At 65.5% G+C, this 17,974-nt stretch carries 10 protein-coding genes; 6 read left to right on the top strand and 4 right to left on the bottom strand.

What is annotated here, in order from left to right; translation table 11 throughout:
- Positions 1-4: 4 nt before the first annotated feature.
- Positions 5-7,039 (bottom strand): Ig-like domain-containing protein, encoded by a 7,035-nt coding sequence (locus FBY28_RS24610; protein WP_160145526.1) that lies wholly within the window; start codon positions 7,037-7,039, stop codon positions 5-7.
- Between the two features lie 596 nt (positions 7,040-7,635).
- On the bottom strand, positions 7,636-8,235 hold the full coding sequence (locus tag FBY28_RS24605) for a riboflavin synthase (RefSeq protein WP_141869775.1): 600 nt from the start codon (positions 8,233-8,235) through the stop codon (positions 7,636-7,638).
- Positions 8,236-8,300: 65 nt separating this feature from the next.
- Here FBY28_RS24605 and FBY28_RS24600 point away from each other — a divergent pair, with 65 nt between their 5' ends.
- The 6 genes from FBY28_RS24600 (at position 8,301) to FBY28_RS24575 (ending at position 15,073) form a co-directional block, all read left to right on the top strand.
- Entirely contained in the window at positions 8,301-9,008 is a 708-nt protein-coding gene (locus tag FBY28_RS24600) for an LppX_LprAFG lipoprotein (RefSeq protein WP_174241740.1), read from the top strand.
- Complete coding sequence (locus FBY28_RS24595; RefSeq protein WP_141869773.1) at positions 9,008-10,600, top strand: MFS transporter; 1,593 nt, start codon at positions 9,008-9,010, stop codon at positions 10,598-10,600. The genes FBY28_RS24600 and FBY28_RS24595 overlap by 1 nt, the downstream gene beginning before the upstream one ends.
- Positions 10,601-10,693: 93 nt before the next feature.
- A complete protein-coding gene (locus tag FBY28_RS24590; protein ID WP_141869772.1) occupies positions 10,694-11,962 on the top strand; it encodes a hypothetical protein in 1,269 nt (422 codons plus the stop codon).
- A gap of 101 nt (positions 11,963-12,063) precedes the next feature.
- Entirely contained in the window at positions 12,064-12,990 is a 927-nt protein-coding gene (locus tag FBY28_RS24585) for a glycosyltransferase family 2 protein (RefSeq protein WP_141869771.1), read from the top strand.
- Positions 12,987-13,808 carry a glycoside hydrolase family 16 protein gene (locus FBY28_RS24580; protein WP_141869770.1) on the top strand — a complete coding sequence of 274 codons (822 nt, stop codon included), beginning with the start codon at positions 12,987-12,989 and terminating at the stop codon, positions 13,806-13,808. The genes FBY28_RS24585 and FBY28_RS24580 overlap by 4 nt, the downstream gene beginning before the upstream one ends.
- Positions 13,809-13,816: 8 nt before the next feature.
- On the top strand, positions 13,817-15,073 hold the full coding sequence (locus FBY28_RS24575) for a glycosyltransferase family 2 protein (protein ID WP_216847933.1): 1,257 nt from the start codon (positions 13,817-13,819) through the stop codon (positions 15,071-15,073).
- Positions 15,074-15,083: 10 nt separating this feature from the next.
- Here FBY28_RS24575 and FBY28_RS24570 read toward each other — a convergent pair whose 3' ends face one another.
- Together FBY28_RS24570 and FBY28_RS24565 are read right to left on the bottom strand one after the other, a co-directional pair.
- Positions 15,084-17,252 carry a hypothetical protein gene (locus FBY28_RS24570; RefSeq protein WP_216847932.1) on the bottom strand — a complete coding sequence of 723 codons (2,169 nt, stop codon included), beginning with the start codon at positions 17,250-17,252 and terminating at the stop codon, positions 15,084-15,086.
- A gap of 19 nt (positions 17,253-17,271) precedes the next feature.
- Positions 17,272-17,919, bottom strand: coding sequence for a DUF998 domain-containing protein (locus FBY28_RS24565; RefSeq protein WP_216847931.1), 648 nt, complete (start codon positions 17,917-17,919; stop codon positions 17,272-17,274).
- Between the last annotated feature and the right edge of the window lie 55 nt (positions 17,920-17,974).

Here is a 17,974-nt window from a genome sequence, read left to right as displayed (position 1 = left end):
CCGACTACACGGTGAACGTCCTTGACGAGCTGGACAGGGTCCCGACCTGCACGACACCATTGATGACCTGGTAATACTCGGTCTCGGTGGCCGTCACGGTCACGGTGTTCCCGGACGACTTCCCGCTGGTGTTCAGGGTGCCCCACGTCGAGTTGTAGCTCGCCGATCCGCCCCCGGTCTGGGCGGTGACCGCGGTGTCGACCGAATCACCGTTGCTGCCCGAACCGAAGACACTGGTCCAGTTGTTCGTCAACCAGGTCCGCACTCCACCGCTGACACTCGGCGGATCATTGTGCGCATAGATGTTCACATTGACCGAATAGGTTGTGCTACCGCCGAACCCGTCGTTGACCGTCACGGAGAAGTTGTCGGCGAAGGCCGTTCCGCTGGCACCGACCTTGGCTGCACCGTGGAAGTACGAGTACCCCTTGTCGATGGTGTAGCTGAACGTTCCGTTCGCATTGACCACGACGGACCCGCCATTGGCCGTCGAGAACGTACCCGCTGTCCAACTGACCGCGTCGCCGTCGGAGTCCGAGGCAGCCAACGAGCCCGAGGTCCGCTGCTTCCAGGTCCCGATGCCGATCACGGTGTTGTCCTCCAGCGAGGAACTCGTGATCGTGACCGCACCGCCGATGGGCGCCGCATTCGGGATCGTCGGTGCGACGTTCACGGTGGCGATCGTCACCGTCTTGCCACTGGCGTCGGTGCCGACGATGGTGAATGTGTCGTTGGGTGTCGTCGAATGCCCCAAGCCCGAGTTCCGGGTGTAGGTGTAGGTCCCATCGGCATTACGGACGACGGATCCCTTGGTGCCCTGCGTTCCGACACTGAAGGTCAGTAGCGACGCGTCGGCGGCCGGCACGTTCAGGGTCACCTTCTGGATGTTGGCTCCCCCGTTGGTGACCGTCACCGGCGACGGCGTTGCCTGCGCCACCGAGATGGTCGCCGTGGTGGTGCCGCCGTGGCCGTCGGAAACCGTCACCGTGAACGTATCCGTGGTCGATCCGGATTTGGTCGGGATGTAGGTGAACGAGTTGCCCGACAGCGTCACGATGCCACCGTTGGCGGTGTACGCCGAGCCTCCGGTGGCTCCGACGAGGTTGTAGGTCAACGTGTCATCGTCGTTGTCTGACCCGTTCAACGTGCCACGCACCACGCCGAGTGCGTCCGAGCTGGCACTGGTCGACACACTCGAAGAAGGCTTCGCGTTGAGCTTCTCGACCGGCACCTCGACCACGATCGTGGTGCTCGCGCCCAGCGCGTCCGTGATGGTGATGGTGAAGGTGTCCTTGACCGCGAGGCCGCTGGCACCGATCGCGGCCGCACCGTGGAAGTAGCTGTTGGACTTGGTGATCGCGTAGGTGAAGGTGCCGTCCGAGTAGAAGGACACCGAGCCACCGTTGGCCGTGCTGTACATCGCCGGAATGATCGAGCCACCCGGATAGGTGATCGCATCGCCGTCGGCGTCGGCCGCGGTGACCTTACCCTTCGTGTTCTGCGTGCGGATTCCCAGGAAGTCACCACCCAGCGAGGATTCCGTGATCGTGGTCTGCCCGGCGGTCGGAGCGGCGTTGCTCAAGGTCGGAGTGACGGTGACCGTGGCGACGACGATGCTGACACCACCGACGGTGCCGAGGATCTCGAAACTGTCGGTCGGGCCGCCGGTGTGTCCCGCGACCGTGCGGGTGTAGGTGTAGGTGCCGTCGGCATTGATCGCCACGGTGCCCTTGCTCGGACCATTACCCACGCTGTAGGTGAGCACTCCCTGCTCGGCACCGGTCAACTGCACTGCACCGGTGACGATGCCGTTTCCACCCGAGTTCGAGGTGGTGACGGGGAGATTCAGATCGTGAGTTGTGACGGTCACGAAAGTGGTTGTCTGACCGCCCTTTCCATCGGTGACGTACACCGTGAAGCTCGATCCGACGATGGCGCCGAGCACACCACTGTTCAGGCCGGGCACGTAGGACCACTTGCCGTTGGCGTCCACGGTCACGATGGCCCCGTTGCCCAGCAGCTTGCTGGACCCACCGCCGTAGCCGGTGACGCTGTAGTGCAACGTGTCGTTGTCATCGTCGCTGGCGCCGACGTTGCCGGTCGCAATGCCCGACCCGCCGGTGATCACCGCACCGTCGAGGGGCTTGGAGGAGGGCCCGCTGTTCACCTTGGGAACGAGCGACACTTCGGCGACGGTGATCGACTGGCCGTTGATCGTGCCCACGATGGTGAACGTGTCGGACTCGTTCCAGCCCGCCGTGGTCGCCGTATAGGTGTACGTGCCATCGGCATTGACCGTGACCGTGCCCTTGGAGGGACCGTTGCCCACGCTGTAGGTCATCAACCCCTGCTCACCGGCAGACAGCCCCAACCCACCGGTCACCGTGCCGTTGTTGACCACCTTGGTGACCGGGATATCGAGCTCATGGGTGTTGACCGTGATCAGCGTGCTGGCCTGACCACCCTTGCCGTCGGTGACATAGATCGTGAAGCTGGACAACGCGATCGAGGAGACCAAACCACCGAGGTCACCACTGTTCAGACCGGGGATGTAATGCCACTTGCCGTTGGCATCCACGGTCACGATCGCACCGTTGGACAACACCTTCGTCGACGAACCGCCGGGGCCGTCGACGCTGAAATGCAGGGTGTCCCCGTCGGCATCCGAGGCATTCACCGTGCCCGAGGCGATACCCGAACCACCGATCACCGTGTCCCCGCCCAACAGCGGGGCGGTCGGCGCGGTATTGGACTTGGGCACCAGCGACACTTCGGCGACGGTGATCGACTGGCCGTTGATCGTGCCCACGATGGTGAACGTGTCGGACTCGTTCCAACCCGCCGAGGTTGCCGTATAGGTGTACGTGCCATCGGCATTGACCGTCACGGTGCCCTTGGACGGACCACTGCCCACGCTGTAGGTCATCAACCCCTGCTCGGCAGCGGTCAACGTCAACCCACCGGTCACCGTCCCATTACTGCCCGACTTGGTCACCGGGATGTTCAGATCATGGGTGGTGACCACCACCGGCGTACTGGCCTCTCCCCCCTTGCCGTCGGTGACGTACACCGTGAACGAGGAGGCCAGGATGACGCCAAGGACACCGCTGTTCGGGCCGGGGATATAGGACCACTTGCCGTTCTGGTCGACCGAGACGATCGCACCGTTGGACAACACCTTCGTCGACGCACCGCCGTAGCCGGTGACGCTGTAATGCAGGGTGTCACCGTTGGCATCAGTGGCGCTGACGTTGCCGGTCGCGATACCCGATCCGCCCACCACGGTGACCAGATCGATCGGATCCACCGTCGGGGCGGCGTTGGACTTGGGCACCACCGATACTTCGGCGACGGTGATCGACTGGCCGTTGATCGTGCCCACGATGGTGAACGTGTCGGACTCGTTCCAGCCCGCCGTGGTCGCCGTATAGGTGTACGTGCCATCGGCATTGACCGTCACGGTGCCCTTGGAGGGACCGTTGCCCACGCTGTAGGTCATCAACCCCTGCTCACCGGCAGACAGCCCCAACCCACCGGTCACCGTGCCGTTGTTGACCACCTTGGTGACCGGGATATCGAGCTCATGGGTGTTGACCGTGATCAGCGTGCTGGCCTGACCACCCTTGCCGTCGGTGACATAGATCGTGAAGCTGGACAACGCGATCGAGGAGACCAAACCACCGAGGTCACCACTGTTCAGACCGGGGATGTAATGCCACTTGCCGTTGGCATCCACGGTCACGATCGCACCGTTGGACAACACCTTCGTCGACGAACCGCCGGGGCCGTCGACGCTGAAATGCAGGGTGTCCCCGTCGGCATCCGAGGCATTCACCGTGCCCGAGGCGATACCCGAACCACCGATCACCGTGTCCCCGCCCAACAGCGGGGCGGTCGGCGCGGTATTGGACTTGGGCACCAGCGACACTTCGGCGACGGTGATCGACTGGCCGTTGATCGTGCCCACGATGGTGAACGTGTCGGTCTCGTTCCAACCGGCCGAGGTTGCCGTATAGGTGTACGTGCCATCGGCATTGACCGTCACGGTGCCCTTGGAGGGACCGTTGCCCACGCTGTAGGTCATCAACCCCTGCTCGGCAGCGGTCAACGTCAACCCTCCGGTCACCGTGCCGTTACTGCCCGACTTGGTCACCGGGATATTCAGGTTGTGGGTGTTGACCGTGATCAGCGTGCTGGCCTGACCGCCCTTGCCGTCGGTGACGTAGATCGTGAAGGTGGACAACGCGATGGCGCCGAACACCGGATCTCCGCTGTCGAGGCCCGGGATGTAATGCCAGTTGCCGTTCTGGTCGACGGTCACGATCGCACCGTTGGACAGTACCTTCGTCGAGCTGCCACCGGGGCCGTCGACGCTGTAGTGCAGGGTGTCGCCGTTCTCGTCCGAGGCGTGCACGGTGCCCGAGGCGATGCCGGAGCCGCCGATCACGGTGTCTCCGCCGATCAGCGGGGCGGTGGGCGCGACATTGGGCTTGGGGACCACCGTCACGGTCGCCACCGTGATCGATTGGCCGTCGACGGTGCCCACGATGGTGAACGTGTCGGACTCGTTCCAGCCCGCCGTGGTCGCCGTATAGGTGTACGTGCCATCGGCATTGACCGTGACCGTGCCCTTGCTCGGGCCGCTGCCCACGCTGTAGGTCAGCAGGCCGGTGTTGGCGTTGTTGCTGATCTGCAGCCCGCCCTTGACCACACCGTCGACGTTGGACGTGACCACCGGATCGATGTCCAGGTCGGCGGACAGCGTGACCGTGGTGGTCGTGGTGCCGCCGCGACCGTCGGAGACGTGGACCTCGAATGAGTCCAGCGTGAGGCCGCCGAGCAGACCGGCCGGCTTCGGGATGAACGTGAAGGTGCCGTCGGTGTTGAGCAGCACGATGCCGCCGTTGGCGCTGTGGCCGGAGGAGGCACCGTTGGCGAGCGTGAAAGTCAGGTCGTCACCGTCGAAGTCGGTGGCGGCGACGGTGCCGCGGACGACACCGTCGGAGTCCGGCAGCGCGACGGTGATGCCACCGATCGGGTTGGAATTGATGCGATTGATGGTCACCGTGACCGACACCTCGACGACACCGCCGTGCGCATCGTTGAGGGTGACGGTGAAGGTGTCGGTGCCGCCCTGCGAGCGCGCCGCAAGGGTCGGGGTGTACATGTAGCCGAACGGCGTCACCACGACGATGCCGCCGCGCGGGGTCACCACATCGCCGGTCACGATGACGAGGTCACCGTCGTCGTCCTTGACCTCGAAGGAGCCGGTGATGATGCCGGTGATCGGCTCGGTGGTGGAGGTGCCCACGGTGATCGTCGGCGGGTTGTTGGCGCTGACGATGTCGACGCTGACGACGGTCGGGAGCAGGGTGATGCCGCCGCGGCCGTCATTGGCCCAGATGGAGATCAGATCGCTCTTCACGCCGAGCAGTGCCGCGGCACCGTGGCGGGCGGCATCGGTCGGGGTGTAGGTGAACGTGCCGTCCTCGTTACGAACGACGCTGCCCCACAAGGCGGAAGCGGTGTAGGTCAGCGGATCGCCGTCGGCATCGGTGGCCGCCGCGGTGATGGTCACCTTGCCGGTGACGGGGTCGTAGCCGGTCACCTGTGCGTGTCCGCCCGAACCGAAGTACGGCAGGTTGTTGATGCCCAGGCCCGGATACCGGAAGGTCACCGTGTAGTACGCATCGTTGCCGTCCGGGGTCAACGGATGGTCGAGGAAGCCCAGGCTGTCGTTGACCCGGACGGTGAACGTGACATCGGTGCCGTTGTTGAGGTCATCGAGCGAGCTGGGCACGAAGCTGAAGGTGCCGTCCGGGCTCATGGTGATGAGGCCGTTGCTCGGCTGTCCGCTCAGGTCCACCGAGTAGACCAGCGGGTCGCCGTTGGGGTCGATGCTCTTGAGCTTCCAGGTCAACGGAAGCGGACCGGCCGACACGGTCGGCTCACCCGGCAACTGGTTTGTCGCCAACCGCTCGTAGCGACTGTATGCCGCCGTCACCAGGACCAGTGCACCGAAGGTGAACGGGGTCGGCTCGCCGTTCCAGTAGGTGCCCTGCAAACCGGCGAACAGCGTCATCACCCAACCGGCCGCGACCTGGGTCGGGTTGAGGATCGGATCGGCGGCGTACTGCGGGAAGATGGCGTCGACGAACCCCGCCAGCGCATTGACGATTCCCATGAATGGTTCGAAGGCCGGGATGACCGGGGGCTTGGGGACGATGTCGATATCGAACAGCGCCGACGCCAGTGCTGGGGGTGTGGGCGTGGGATCCGAGCCGGCCAGCGATGCGTACGGGGCCGAGTGCCCGACCTCGGGCACGGTGACCGGGGCGACGACCGGCGCGTTGTCCGAGGGGCCGTCGACGGTTCCGGAAGGCACCTCGGCGCCCTCGCCTCCGGGAACGGTGACCGGTGATTGGGTTCCCGGTTCGGTCGTGGCGCCCTCTCCGCTGGTACCTCCGGGGGTGCCGCTGGTGCCGGGTTGTTCGGTCGTGGTCGTCCCGGTGCCGGCCTCGCCCGTGGTGGCGGTGCCGGTACCCTCCCCAGCGGGCTGCTCCTCGACGATCGGGGTCGTACCCGCGCCGGTATCACCGCCTTCGGCACCGTTTTCGACACCGCTGCCGTCGGTGCCCTCGAGAACCTTGTTGCCGGCGGGCTCGTCGCTTTCGAGGCCGTCGTTTTTGAGGCCGTCGCTCTTGAGGCCGTCGGTCTTGAGGCCGTCGTCGGCGTTGGGTTCATCACGCTCTTTGAGGCCACCGGTCCGGGTACCGGACCCGCGGTCATCGGAGTCATCCTCGGAAGTGCCGAGGCCACCGGTCTTGACGGTGCCCGAGCCACCGGCCCCGTTGGACGCGCCGTTGTTGTCACTGGCCTTGTGGTCGGAATCCGAGGCCGGTCCGGTCGACGGTCCGTCGGTGGTGTCCGCGGCAGCGACGGCAGGGGCGGCGGTGACCGCGAGACCGAGGAATGCTGCCACGGCGAACTCGCCGGCGCGCATCCGCTTCTTCGACGAATTCTTCCGATGGGTTGCCATAGTGCTCCTCGACATCGACCGCTGTGACGGGCCTTCGGCCGTCCGCAAGGACAAACCGATGGGTATTGACTGCGGCGTAAGTTAACACGCTGGTCAATAACTGAAAAGCAACTTCGGCGGAAGTTTTGTCCGGGATTTCGTTGCCTGTCGGCGCTCCCGTTGACGCAATCGATCAATCCGGGGGGCAAATCTCACGATCGGAAAGGCGCCGGTGGGCGCGCCAGCAACAAAGCCACAGCCAACCCACAGTCCATGCACCGGAACCCTCGCGTACCAGACGTACCGGAGCCGACCGGACAAACCCCGCCGAATCACCCAGAATCAGGCGGCCACGCTGCACTTTCGACATGCGGATAGGCGCTGTCAAGTGCCCCGTCTCAGCGGTCGAGGATGACGGACCGAGGTAAACACTTATTCGCTTTTAACTACGCGGCAATCACGTGTCAGGAACGGTCACAATCGCGCGCGGCGATACCGCCGGAACCGTCGACCGACGAAAAAAATTATTCGCCTCCGGACCAGATCGCGACGTTCCCCGGATGTTGTGGAGCTGACCTCGCGACGTTGCTGATTCTGCGAAGAGCGAAGCAAAAGCGTCAGCGCTCGCGTTCTCCCAGTAGCCGCTCGACGTACTTCGCAATCACATCAACCTCAAGATTCACAGGGGTGCCCACCTCCGCGGAGCCGAGGGTGGTCAGTCCCAGCGTCGTCGGAATCAGCGAAACCTCGAACCAATCCGGCCCCAACCCGGACACCGTCAACGAGATGCCGTCGACCGTGATGGAACCCTTTTCCACGACATAGCGGGACAACGACGCCGGTAGCGACATCCGCACGACTTCCCAGTTCTCCGACGGCGACCGCGAGACCACCGTCCCGGTGCCATCGACGTGGCCCTGGACTATGTGTCCTCCGAGCCTGCTGTTGACCGCGGCCGCCCGCTCCAGGTTGACCCGGCTGCCGACGCCGACGGCGGCCAGGCTCGACCTGTTCAGTGTCTCGGCCATCACATCGGCGGTGAAAGCACCGTCCGGGCGAACTTCGACCACCGTCAGACATACGCCGTTCACCGCGATGGAATCGCCATGACCTGCATCGGAGGTGACCACCGGCCCCCGAATCACAAAGCGGGCGGCATCGGGCAAATCTTCCTTGCCGACCACTTCTCCGAGTTCTTCCACGATTCCGGTGAACATGCCCACAGGTTAGTGCGCTGCATGTATCGGACGTCCATCCAGAGCGCTCCACTACGATGCAGAACATGCAGACGCGCCCCCGTGCAGTCCGAATCCTCCTTCCCGCTCTCGCCGCGATCATGGCCCTCGCGTTCGTCGGCTGCTCGTCGAAGACCAACGACGCTCCGCTCCCCGACGCCGCGACCTTGTTGACCGAGTCGGCGGCCACCACACGCGCCCAACAGAGCGTCCACCTCGAACTCGCCGTGGGCGGTGAGATCAAGGAACTACCCATCGCCCACCTCAGCGGTGACCTGACCAATGCGCCCGCAGTCGCCGCGCAGGGCAGCGCCGATCTTCTCTTCCTCGGCCAGAAGCTCACCGACGTCGGCTTCGTCGTCGTCGACGGCGACCTCTACGGTGCGATCACCAAGGGCGGCAACATGCAGAACTTCGGTCCTGCCGCCGATATCTATGACATCTCCGCGATCCTGAACCCCGACAACGGACTGGCCAACGTGCTGTCGAGCTTCACCGACGCCAAGGCCGTCGGCCGCGAGGCCATCGGCGGCTCGGATGCCGTCAAGATCACCGGCACCGTCCCGCCCGAGGCGGTCAACAAGATCGCACCCCAGCTCAACGCGACGACTCCGGCCCCGGGCACCGCCTGGATTCGTGAGGACGGCGAGCACCAGTTGGCTCAGGTGATGCTGGAGCCGTCCGCAGGCAACACCATCACGATGACGCTGTCGGATTGGGGTAAGCAGGTCACCGTCACGAAGCCCGCCACCTGATGTCGGCGGCCACCAGCCACCGAGCCGGGGGGCGCGCGGGTACCAACCGCCGCCTGGCAATAAGTGCGGGTGGCCTCGCGGTCACCCTCGGTGCGCTCGACACCTACGTCGTGATCACCATCATGACCGACATCATGCGTGACGTCGGCATACCGATAAACCAGATTCAGCAGGTCACGCCCATCGTGACGAGCTATCTGCTCGGCTACATCGCAGCGATGCCGCTGCTGGGCAAGGCCTCCGACCGGTTCGGCCGCAAGCTGATCCTGCAGGCCGGCCTGCTCGGCTTCATGGTCGGCTCGACGGTGACCGCGCTTGCCGGTGATCTGACCACCCTGGTCGTCGGACGCACCCTGCTTGGTATCGCCAGTGGCGCACTGCTGCCCGTGACCCTGGCGCTGGCGGCCGATCTGTGGTCCGACCGCGGCCGCGCGACCGTGCTCGGCGGTATCGGCGCGGCGCAGGAACTGGGCAGTGTGTTGGGTCCGCTGTACGGAATCGCCGTGGTGTGGGCGCTGAACACCTGGCGCGACATCTTCTGGATCAACATCCCCATGGCTGCAGTCGCGATGGTGATGATCCATTTCAGTGTTCCGGCCAGGGACAAGGATCAGCCACAGCAGAAGGTCGATGTCGTGGGCGGGGTACTGCTGGCCATCGCGCTCGGCGCGGCGGTCGTGGGCCTCTACAATCCGTCACCCGACGGCAAGAACCTGCTGCCGAGCTACGGCATCCCACTGCTGATCGTCGCCGTGGTGACCATCATCGGATTCTTCGTCTGGGAGAAGCGGGCCACTACCCGCCTCATGGAACCCGCGGGCGTGAAGTTCCGGCCGTTCCTTGCTGCCCTGGGGGCATCACTGTGCGCCGGCGCGGCACTGATGGTGACGCTGGTGAATGTGGAGCTGTTCGGCCAGGGCGTGCTCGGCATGGACAAGAACGAAGCAGTCGTGCTGCTGCTGCGCTTCCTCATCGCGCTGCCGATCGGCGCACTGCTCGGTGGATGGTTGGCCACCCGGATAGGTGACCGACCGATCGCGGTGACCGGCCTGATCATCGCAGCCTTCGGGTACTGGCTGATCTCGCACTGGACCGTCGATGTGCTGTCGGCGCGTCACGATCTGGGCCTGTTCACGCTGCCCGCTTTCGACACCGACCTCGCACTTGCCGGCTTCGGTCTTGGCCTGGTGATCGGTCCGCTCACGTCGGCGGCCCTGCGGGTCGTACCGTCGGCCGAACACGGAATCGCCTCGGCCGCGGTGGTCGTCTCTCGGATGATCGGCATGCTCATCGGCATGGCGGCCCTGTCGGCATGGGGCCTGTATCGCTTCAACCAGATCCTGGCGTCGCTGCCGGTGGTCAACACCACCAACATGATGGACGCCGGCAGGCAGCTCATGGAGAACACCCGGACCGCATACACCATGCAGTACGGCGAGATCTTCGCCATCACCGCAGTCGTATGCCTGGTGGGCGCCCTCGCCGCGGTCTTCATCAGCAGCCGTGGCGAAGTCGTCGAGCCTGACCACGATGACGGCGATATCGCGAAAACTGCTGGCAACGCCACATTTCCGGCATCTCCGCAGTCCTGACCGCTGAGCTCACCCTCCGCATACGGTGTGACGGACCGCGTCACAAAAGGTAGACCCACCATCGGCGACCGACATTGCTAAGGTCGCTGCGTCATGTCTTATCTGGTTGCCGATCGATGCGTGGCGCAGGCGCTGCGCGTACCGGTGGCGACTCTGGACGCGGTGCACAGCAGGCGTCGCTCGGCCATCGTCGTCGGGCCGCTGACGCTGCCCGCACCGGATCTACTCGCCGCACGACTCGATGCCATGACCGCGGCGGGACCGGTCGCCCGGCTCTGTCTGGACCCGTCGCCGGCGAGTACCCGTTGGGAGCACGTCGATCCGGTCTGCGCACCACGACTGCACTCGATCGCGCCGCCGTCGGTCCCCGCACACCCGACGGAGTTGCTGCACACCGTCCGCTCCCTGGACGACCGCGCCGTCACGGTGGCTGCCGCCGGTCAGTGGTTGGCCATCGATTTCAGTCACGGGCTCGGTGAGATCCCGCTCATCCATACATTGCTCGACGTGCTGTTCGGGCTCACCGATCCTGGTGATGCAGCAACCTGGCACCGTTATGCACGCACACCGCACCCGTTGCGCAGCGCAGCCATGAAGACGTTCGCCCCGCACCCGGTGCGCGTCGCCAAACTTTTGGCGGCAGACCGCCTTCGGTCGGTGAAAGCCGGAATCGAACGGAGAACCGACCCCGGTCCCGATCCGGGGTCGGTCTGCTCTCCCACCACCCGCGTGCTGGGACTGACCGCCGGGCAGCTCGGCGAGATGCGTGCGCGCCGCGATGCCGCGCTGCCCGGTGTCAGCATGGTGGCACTGTTCACCTACGCGTTGCACCAGGCGTTCGGCCGGGCAGGGGTCAGCGTGTCCGACACGGTGAAGATCCCCTTCGACGTCCGCCGATACCTGCCCAGCGGCAAAGACACACTCGGATCATTCTCGGCAGGACTGGATTTCACGCTCGACCAGGCGGGCGGCCCGGCCGCACTGCAACGTGCCATGACACGGGCCACCCGAACGGGCCGCCCGGTGGCGAATCTGTTGGTGGGTACGGCCAAAGCGCGCCGGCACAAGGATCGAGACGCCATCGGCTCCCCCGCCGTTGCACCGCCGCCTCAACTGCTGCACTCCAATCTCGGCTGGGCGCAACGCAACGGTGCATGGCCGTTCACCGATCGCCGCCGCGCCTGCATGCTGGTCGCCAGTGACCCGGCAACCCCGCGGGGCCTCACCGTCACATCGGTGGGTGTTGCCGAAAACCTTTGGTTCACTGTGGAATTCCACCGATCGGCGCATGATCCGGACGCGGTCGCCGAGGCGCTGAACCTCCTTCCCCAGACCGTAGCCGACCTGACGGGCACCGACTGAGATAGTCTGGCCTGAAAACAAATTCACCTTACTGCCGCGCCCCGTCGCGTATCCCTGGAGTCGATGCCGTGCCGCCCGTATCAGCGCACGACGGTCTTGCCGTGTCCGCGGTAGGTCTGTCGGTCGTCATCTGCTGCTATACCGCCGCTCGGCGCACCCAGGTGCTGCGGGGGGTACGAGCAACACTCGACCAGATCGATGCTCGCGATGAGATCATCGTGGTGGTCGACCACAACGACGATCTGCTGGCCGACCTGCAGAGCACGCTTCCCGAACAGATCACACTGATTGCCAACCTCTTCGAGCACGGGCTATCAGGTGCACGCAATACCGGCGTCGCCCGGTCACGCGGCGATGTCGTGGTATTCGTCGACGACGACGCCGTGCTGGCGACCGGTGCCCTCGACCACGCGCGTGCCGCATTCGAGGATCGGAGCGTGGTCGCCATCGGCGGCGCGGTGCGAGCCGAGTGGGCCGGCGGGTCAGCCCCCCGCTGGTTCCCCGACGAGTTCGGCTGGGTCGTCGGTTGCGATTACCGGGGATTACCGGACTGCGGGGAACAGATCCGTAACCCCATCGGCGCAGCGATGGCAGCACGCCGCAAGGCGCTCGTCGAGATCGAGGGATTCTCAAAAGAACTCGGTCGAGTCGGGGATCTGCTCGCAGGTTGTGAGGAAACACTGATGGGTGTCCAGTTGCACGCCAGATTCCCGGGCCACCGCATCATCCGGCACACCGGTTTCCTCGTCGATCATCATGTTCCGGCCGACCGGGCCACCTTGGGGTACTTCACCCGCCGGTGCTACCAGGAAGGTCGATCCAAGGCCGTGCTGACCCGGATCTCCGGTCGTCAAGCGGCCCTGTCCAGCGAGCGCCGTTACACCACCCGCACCCTGCCGTCCGGCGCCTGGCGGGCCCGCGGAAACCCCCGCCGCGTGCTCGCGTTGGTCATCGGATTCGGCTACACCACAGCGGGTTACGTGACAGGTCTGGCACTGAGCGCACGATCCGCGGAGGTACCGGCGTGAGATCGAGCCTATCGGCCCTCTGCAAGGGTGGCGTGGTGCTCGTCGTCGGCACGGTGGTCGGCGCCTGCGCTCTGCTGGGCACCGCCGACACGGCCGCCGGCGCGCCGCGCATTCTGTTGAACTCCGAGTTCGACGGCCCCGCCGGCGCTCCGCCCGACGGGATCTGGCAGATCGCGACCGGCGGCGGCGGCTGGGGCAACAACGAGGCCCAGATCTACACCGACCATCCGGACAACATCGCGCTGGATGGCAATGGGCATTTGGCCCTGACCGCGCGTCGGGGCACCGACGGACAGATCACCTCGGCACGGATCGACACCAACGGCAGCTTCGCGTTCACCTTCGGCCGCGCCGAGGCGCGGATCGCGCTGCCCGCGGGTGCGGGCCTGCATCCCGCGTTCTGGCTGCTCGGCGCCAATCTCGACGAGGTCGGCTGGCCGGCCGCCGGGGAGATCGACGTCATCGAGACGCTCAATCAGGCCACCGAATGGCATTCCGGCGTGCACGCTCCGCAGAGCGGAACCGAACGCGGACAACAGATGTCGGCAGCGGGTCCAATACCCTTCCCGCTCGCCGGAGTATTCCGCACCTACTGGGTCGAACGCACACCTGGCCGAATCGTCACCGGCGTCGACGATACGACCCTGCTCACGGTCACGCCGTTGAACCTCGAAGAGGGCGCCACATGGGTCTTCGACGCGCCGTTCCAGCTGTTACTGAACCTCGCCGTCGGTGGCGACTGGCCGGGCCCTGCCGATGCGTCGACACCGTTGCCCGCCACCATGCTCGTCGACTGGGTAAGGGTCACCGAACTATGAATACCGCTGTGACAATCGGACCTGTGATGGCGCAGGGCGGGGTGCCCGACGGTGCGCACGCGCGCTGGATCGGATGCCTCGATATCGACCGGGTGGGAGATCACAACGGTCGAGTCACCGTGAACATCACGCGATCGGACGGATATCGACGGGCCCGGATCCTGTTGCGCGACCGGTCACAACCCATCGACTTCGTCGAGGCCGATATCGTCGGCGACGCCGTCACCCTGGACCTTCCGGGGTCCACCCCGCTGCTGGATGTGCCCGCAACAGATCCAGCCCCGCCGATATCGGTCGTGCTGTGCACCAGGGAACGGCCCGAGGATCTGGCCGGCGCCCTGGAATCACTGTCGGCCATCGACTATCCCGACTTCGAGATCATCGTGGTCGACAACGCGCCGGTGACCGATGCGACGGCACGGGTGGTCGCCGCGGCCGGCGATGCCCGCATCCGACGCGTGCTGGAACCCATTGCCGGGCTGTCCAATGCCCGTAATGCAGGTCTGCATGCCGCCCGGCATGACATCGTGGCGTTCACAGACGACGATGTCGTGGTCGACCCGTACTGGCTGCAGGGACTGGCTCGCGGTTTCGCCCGGTCCCCGGATATCGCCTGCGTCTGTGGAATGGTGCCCAGCGGGGAACTCCGCACGGCGGCGCAGGTCTACTTCGACCAGCGGGTGTCCTGGGCCGGCACGTTGGCACCGCGCGCATACTCGATGGCCGCACCGCCGCGCGACCTGCCGCTGTTCCCGTTCCAGGTCGGCGTCTATGGCACCGGAGCCAACTTCGCCATCAGACGCCGTGCGGCCTTCGAGATGGGCGGCTTCGACGAGGCGCTGGGTGCGGGCACCTTGACCAAGGGCGGCGAGGACATCGACATGTTCTTCCGGCTGGTGGCCGCCGGACACACCCTGGTCAACGAACCGGCGGCCATCGTCTGGCACCGCCATCGCAGTGACAGCACTGCGTTGCTGGCCCAGGCGCGCGGTTACGGTCTCGGCCTCGGCGCCTGGTTGACGAAGGTGTTATGCGAACCGGCTCATCGCCGGTTGGCATTCTCCGTGGCGCGCAGACAGTTCCGGTCATCGGTGCGCGCCGGCGCCGGGTACGGCGCGATCATGATTCCGCCGGCAGATCTCGGCGACAGCATCCCGCGGGCGATCGGTCGGACGGAGGTCCTATCGGTTCTCGGCGGGCCGTTGGCGCTGTGGCGGGGCCGACGCCAGGGTCGCCGCCGTGATCCGATGCGCCGGGCCGGCTGAGCCGATCCGGCTAGTCGGATGCCTTCTCCTGGTTGATACTCCGGAACACCAGGGTGGCACCGTTTTCGTAGAAGACCGTCCAGTTCGGCGATGCCCGCAGCGCATCCTGCAAGAGTTCGATGGCCTCCGGGCGATAATCGCCGTAGTAGCGCACCGCCTTGTTCGACTGTTCGCTGAACATCAGGTACGCCATGTAGGCCTCCCGTGTCGCATTGTCGTCCAAGGTGGCGATGTCATCATCGGCCGGGAAGTTCGCCTTGAGTTCCGGTAGCCGAGGATCGCGGCCATCCCACAGGTCGTAGGCTATCGATTCGTCGAAATAGGGGTTGAACAACGTCAGTTCGGCATAGTCCGCGTTGACCCGGGTGGGCATGCCGCTCGGGCGGATCATCACCAGCCGAGTGCGTGGATCGGCACCCTCGGTGATCGAGTTCATCAGGTCGATCTGTGCACGGGTCTCCACCACCATCGGCCACAGCGCCACATAACCGTGCAGGCCGGCCAACGAGAGCCCGCTCAGGCAGAGTACCGCGATCAGCCGACTCGACGCCCCGCGCATGCCGGCACGGCGGCGATCCACCGCACCGACCACGGCCGGTGCGATCAGGATCGCGCAACCCAGTATCGCGTAGAGGTAGACGCGGAAGATCGCCTCGCCACCGTAGTTCTGCCCCAGCAGCAAACCGAATGACGAGAACGCCACGATGCCCAGCGCCACAACGGGTTTCTTGCGCCGCCACCGCCACAAGGCACAACCGAATGCGGTGACCACGACCACCAGCGACAAGGATCGGACCACGATCGAGGTGAAATCCTTGGCGGGCATACCCGAACTCACGATATTGCTGGTGGCGTTGCTCACCGGGCTGCTGCCGGAGAACACCCCGTAGGGCAGCACCGCTTCGAGATTGAGCAGCAGGTAGCCGCCCACGATCGCGACCATCACCACCGAGATCCACCACGGTCGCGCGCGCCGCACCAGGCACAGCAGACACACGACGGCGACAGCCCAGAACGGGGTCAGCTGATGGGTGGGCACCGCGGCGGCGAACACGACGATTGCCAGAACGCCGGCCGGGCCGCTGCGCGGTGAGGCCAGCAGTAGCACGATCATCCCGAAGGCCAACACCAACGACCATGCCTGTGGTGAGAAGTAGTCTTGACCAACCCAATTGACCACCTCGGCCAGGAACGCCGCGGTGAGTGCGGTGCGACGCGACTGACCCATCACCCGCGCCGCGCAGTACACGGCAAGCGCGATCAGGACATGGACGATCGGCGCGAAGACATGGGCGATCATGATCGGTTGCACACCGGTGACGTCGCTGAACCAGGCGAACATGACGAAAAAGGCCGACCACTGGGCGTAGATGTCGGTCCCGTCCGGAGCGATACGCCCGTGCACGAGTATGTAGTCGACGACCGCCAGATGTTTGTAGGTCCAGTCGTAGAGCGGTACCTCGGTGGCCACGAATGTGGTCACACGGGAGACGATGATGGCTGCCGCAACGGCCACCGCGGCCGGGATCAGCCTGCGGTCGCGCACCGCGACCAGCAACGCCGATGCGCACAGCACGATACACACCGCCAACAGCGGCCCGGTGCCGGAGAACAGCAGGCCGTAGTAGCTCGCATCTACGCCAGGCAGACCCGGTACGGCAATCACCCAGACGAGGACCGCAGCAGCGCTGAGCACCAGCGAAAGGTGTTTGCGTACAACCGACCGGTGGTCCGCCGTGGGGTTCGGGACCGTCCGCCAGCGCACGCCGGAGCCGGCGCGATCAGGATTGCGGTAGTACCAGTAGCCACTGCTGACGCACACGGCGATGATCTGGGTCCACAAGATCTCGGGCGGATTCCAGCGGTAGGACCACATCGCCGTCATGGCCACCAGCGTGGTGATCGCGGCGCCGAGAACGGGAACCGTCGACAACAGCGCCCGCCGGGGAACCGGCACCCAGCTCAGCACAGCAGCGCCGGGTCCTATCGCGATGAACGCGAGCAGAGCGATCCCGCGCGCCACATCGGGCAGGCCCGTCAGGGCAAGGACACCTGCCACTGCGCCGGCCACCGCCAGATCGGCCATGCGCACCCGCAGCAGTGGCACACGGCGGCTCACCCCCACCTCTGGTCCACCGGAGCTCGAGGTCCCCGAACCGGCCTCCAGCGTGGCTGTCATCGACGAAATCCGTTGGCGATCATCGGGTGTGCTCGGCTGGTAGGTCGGCGATGGCGGCCGGCGTCTTCGTCAATCCAACGGTGCCCACTGTGATGACGGTGACCAGGATTCCGTAGATGCACAACCGCTGCACCCCACCTGGTCCGACGATGTCCACACCACCGACATAGGCGAAGTACCCGATCAGACTGGCCAGCGACGCGAGCACGGCCACCAGGCGCCGCTCCCCCGTCATCCGGGTCGTCGAACTGGTCGCGATCAGAAACGCCCCCACCGACCCGAGGGTCATGAACACCATGATGGCGGTGAGATTGCCGGTGTAGCTGACGTTCTGGGTGATCGCGCCGCTGACTGCCAGGCCGAGTCCCGCCGCCACGAGCAACAGCGCACCAGCCCGATCGGTCACCCGCTGGGCGAAGAGTCCGGCGGCGGTGAATACGACAGCCAAGCCGGCCACCACCAGGGCGATGTTCATCACCCGGTACAGCTCGCTGCACGGCCAGTTGCCCACCGGGCCGCAGAAGGCGGTTCCGAGCGGGCCGAGCAGGTCCTCGTGATAGCCGTAGAAACCGCGCCAGGACGCGGACACCACCCACTCGGCGGCAAAAAAGAGCAACGGCGCCAACGACACCCATCCGGTGAACCGGGATAGAACACTCGGACGCACTACCTCACCCTCCTTGGCCGCGGAGTCCTCGATTCGGCCCACGACGCCTCACCAG

It is taken from the genome of Arthrobacter sp. SLBN-53 (assembly GCF_006715585.1).
Lineage (GTDB): Bacteria > Actinomycetota > Actinomycetes > Mycobacteriales > Mycobacteriaceae > Mycobacterium > Mycobacterium neoaurum_A.
This window is presented reverse-complemented; position numbering and strand designations above follow the sequence as displayed.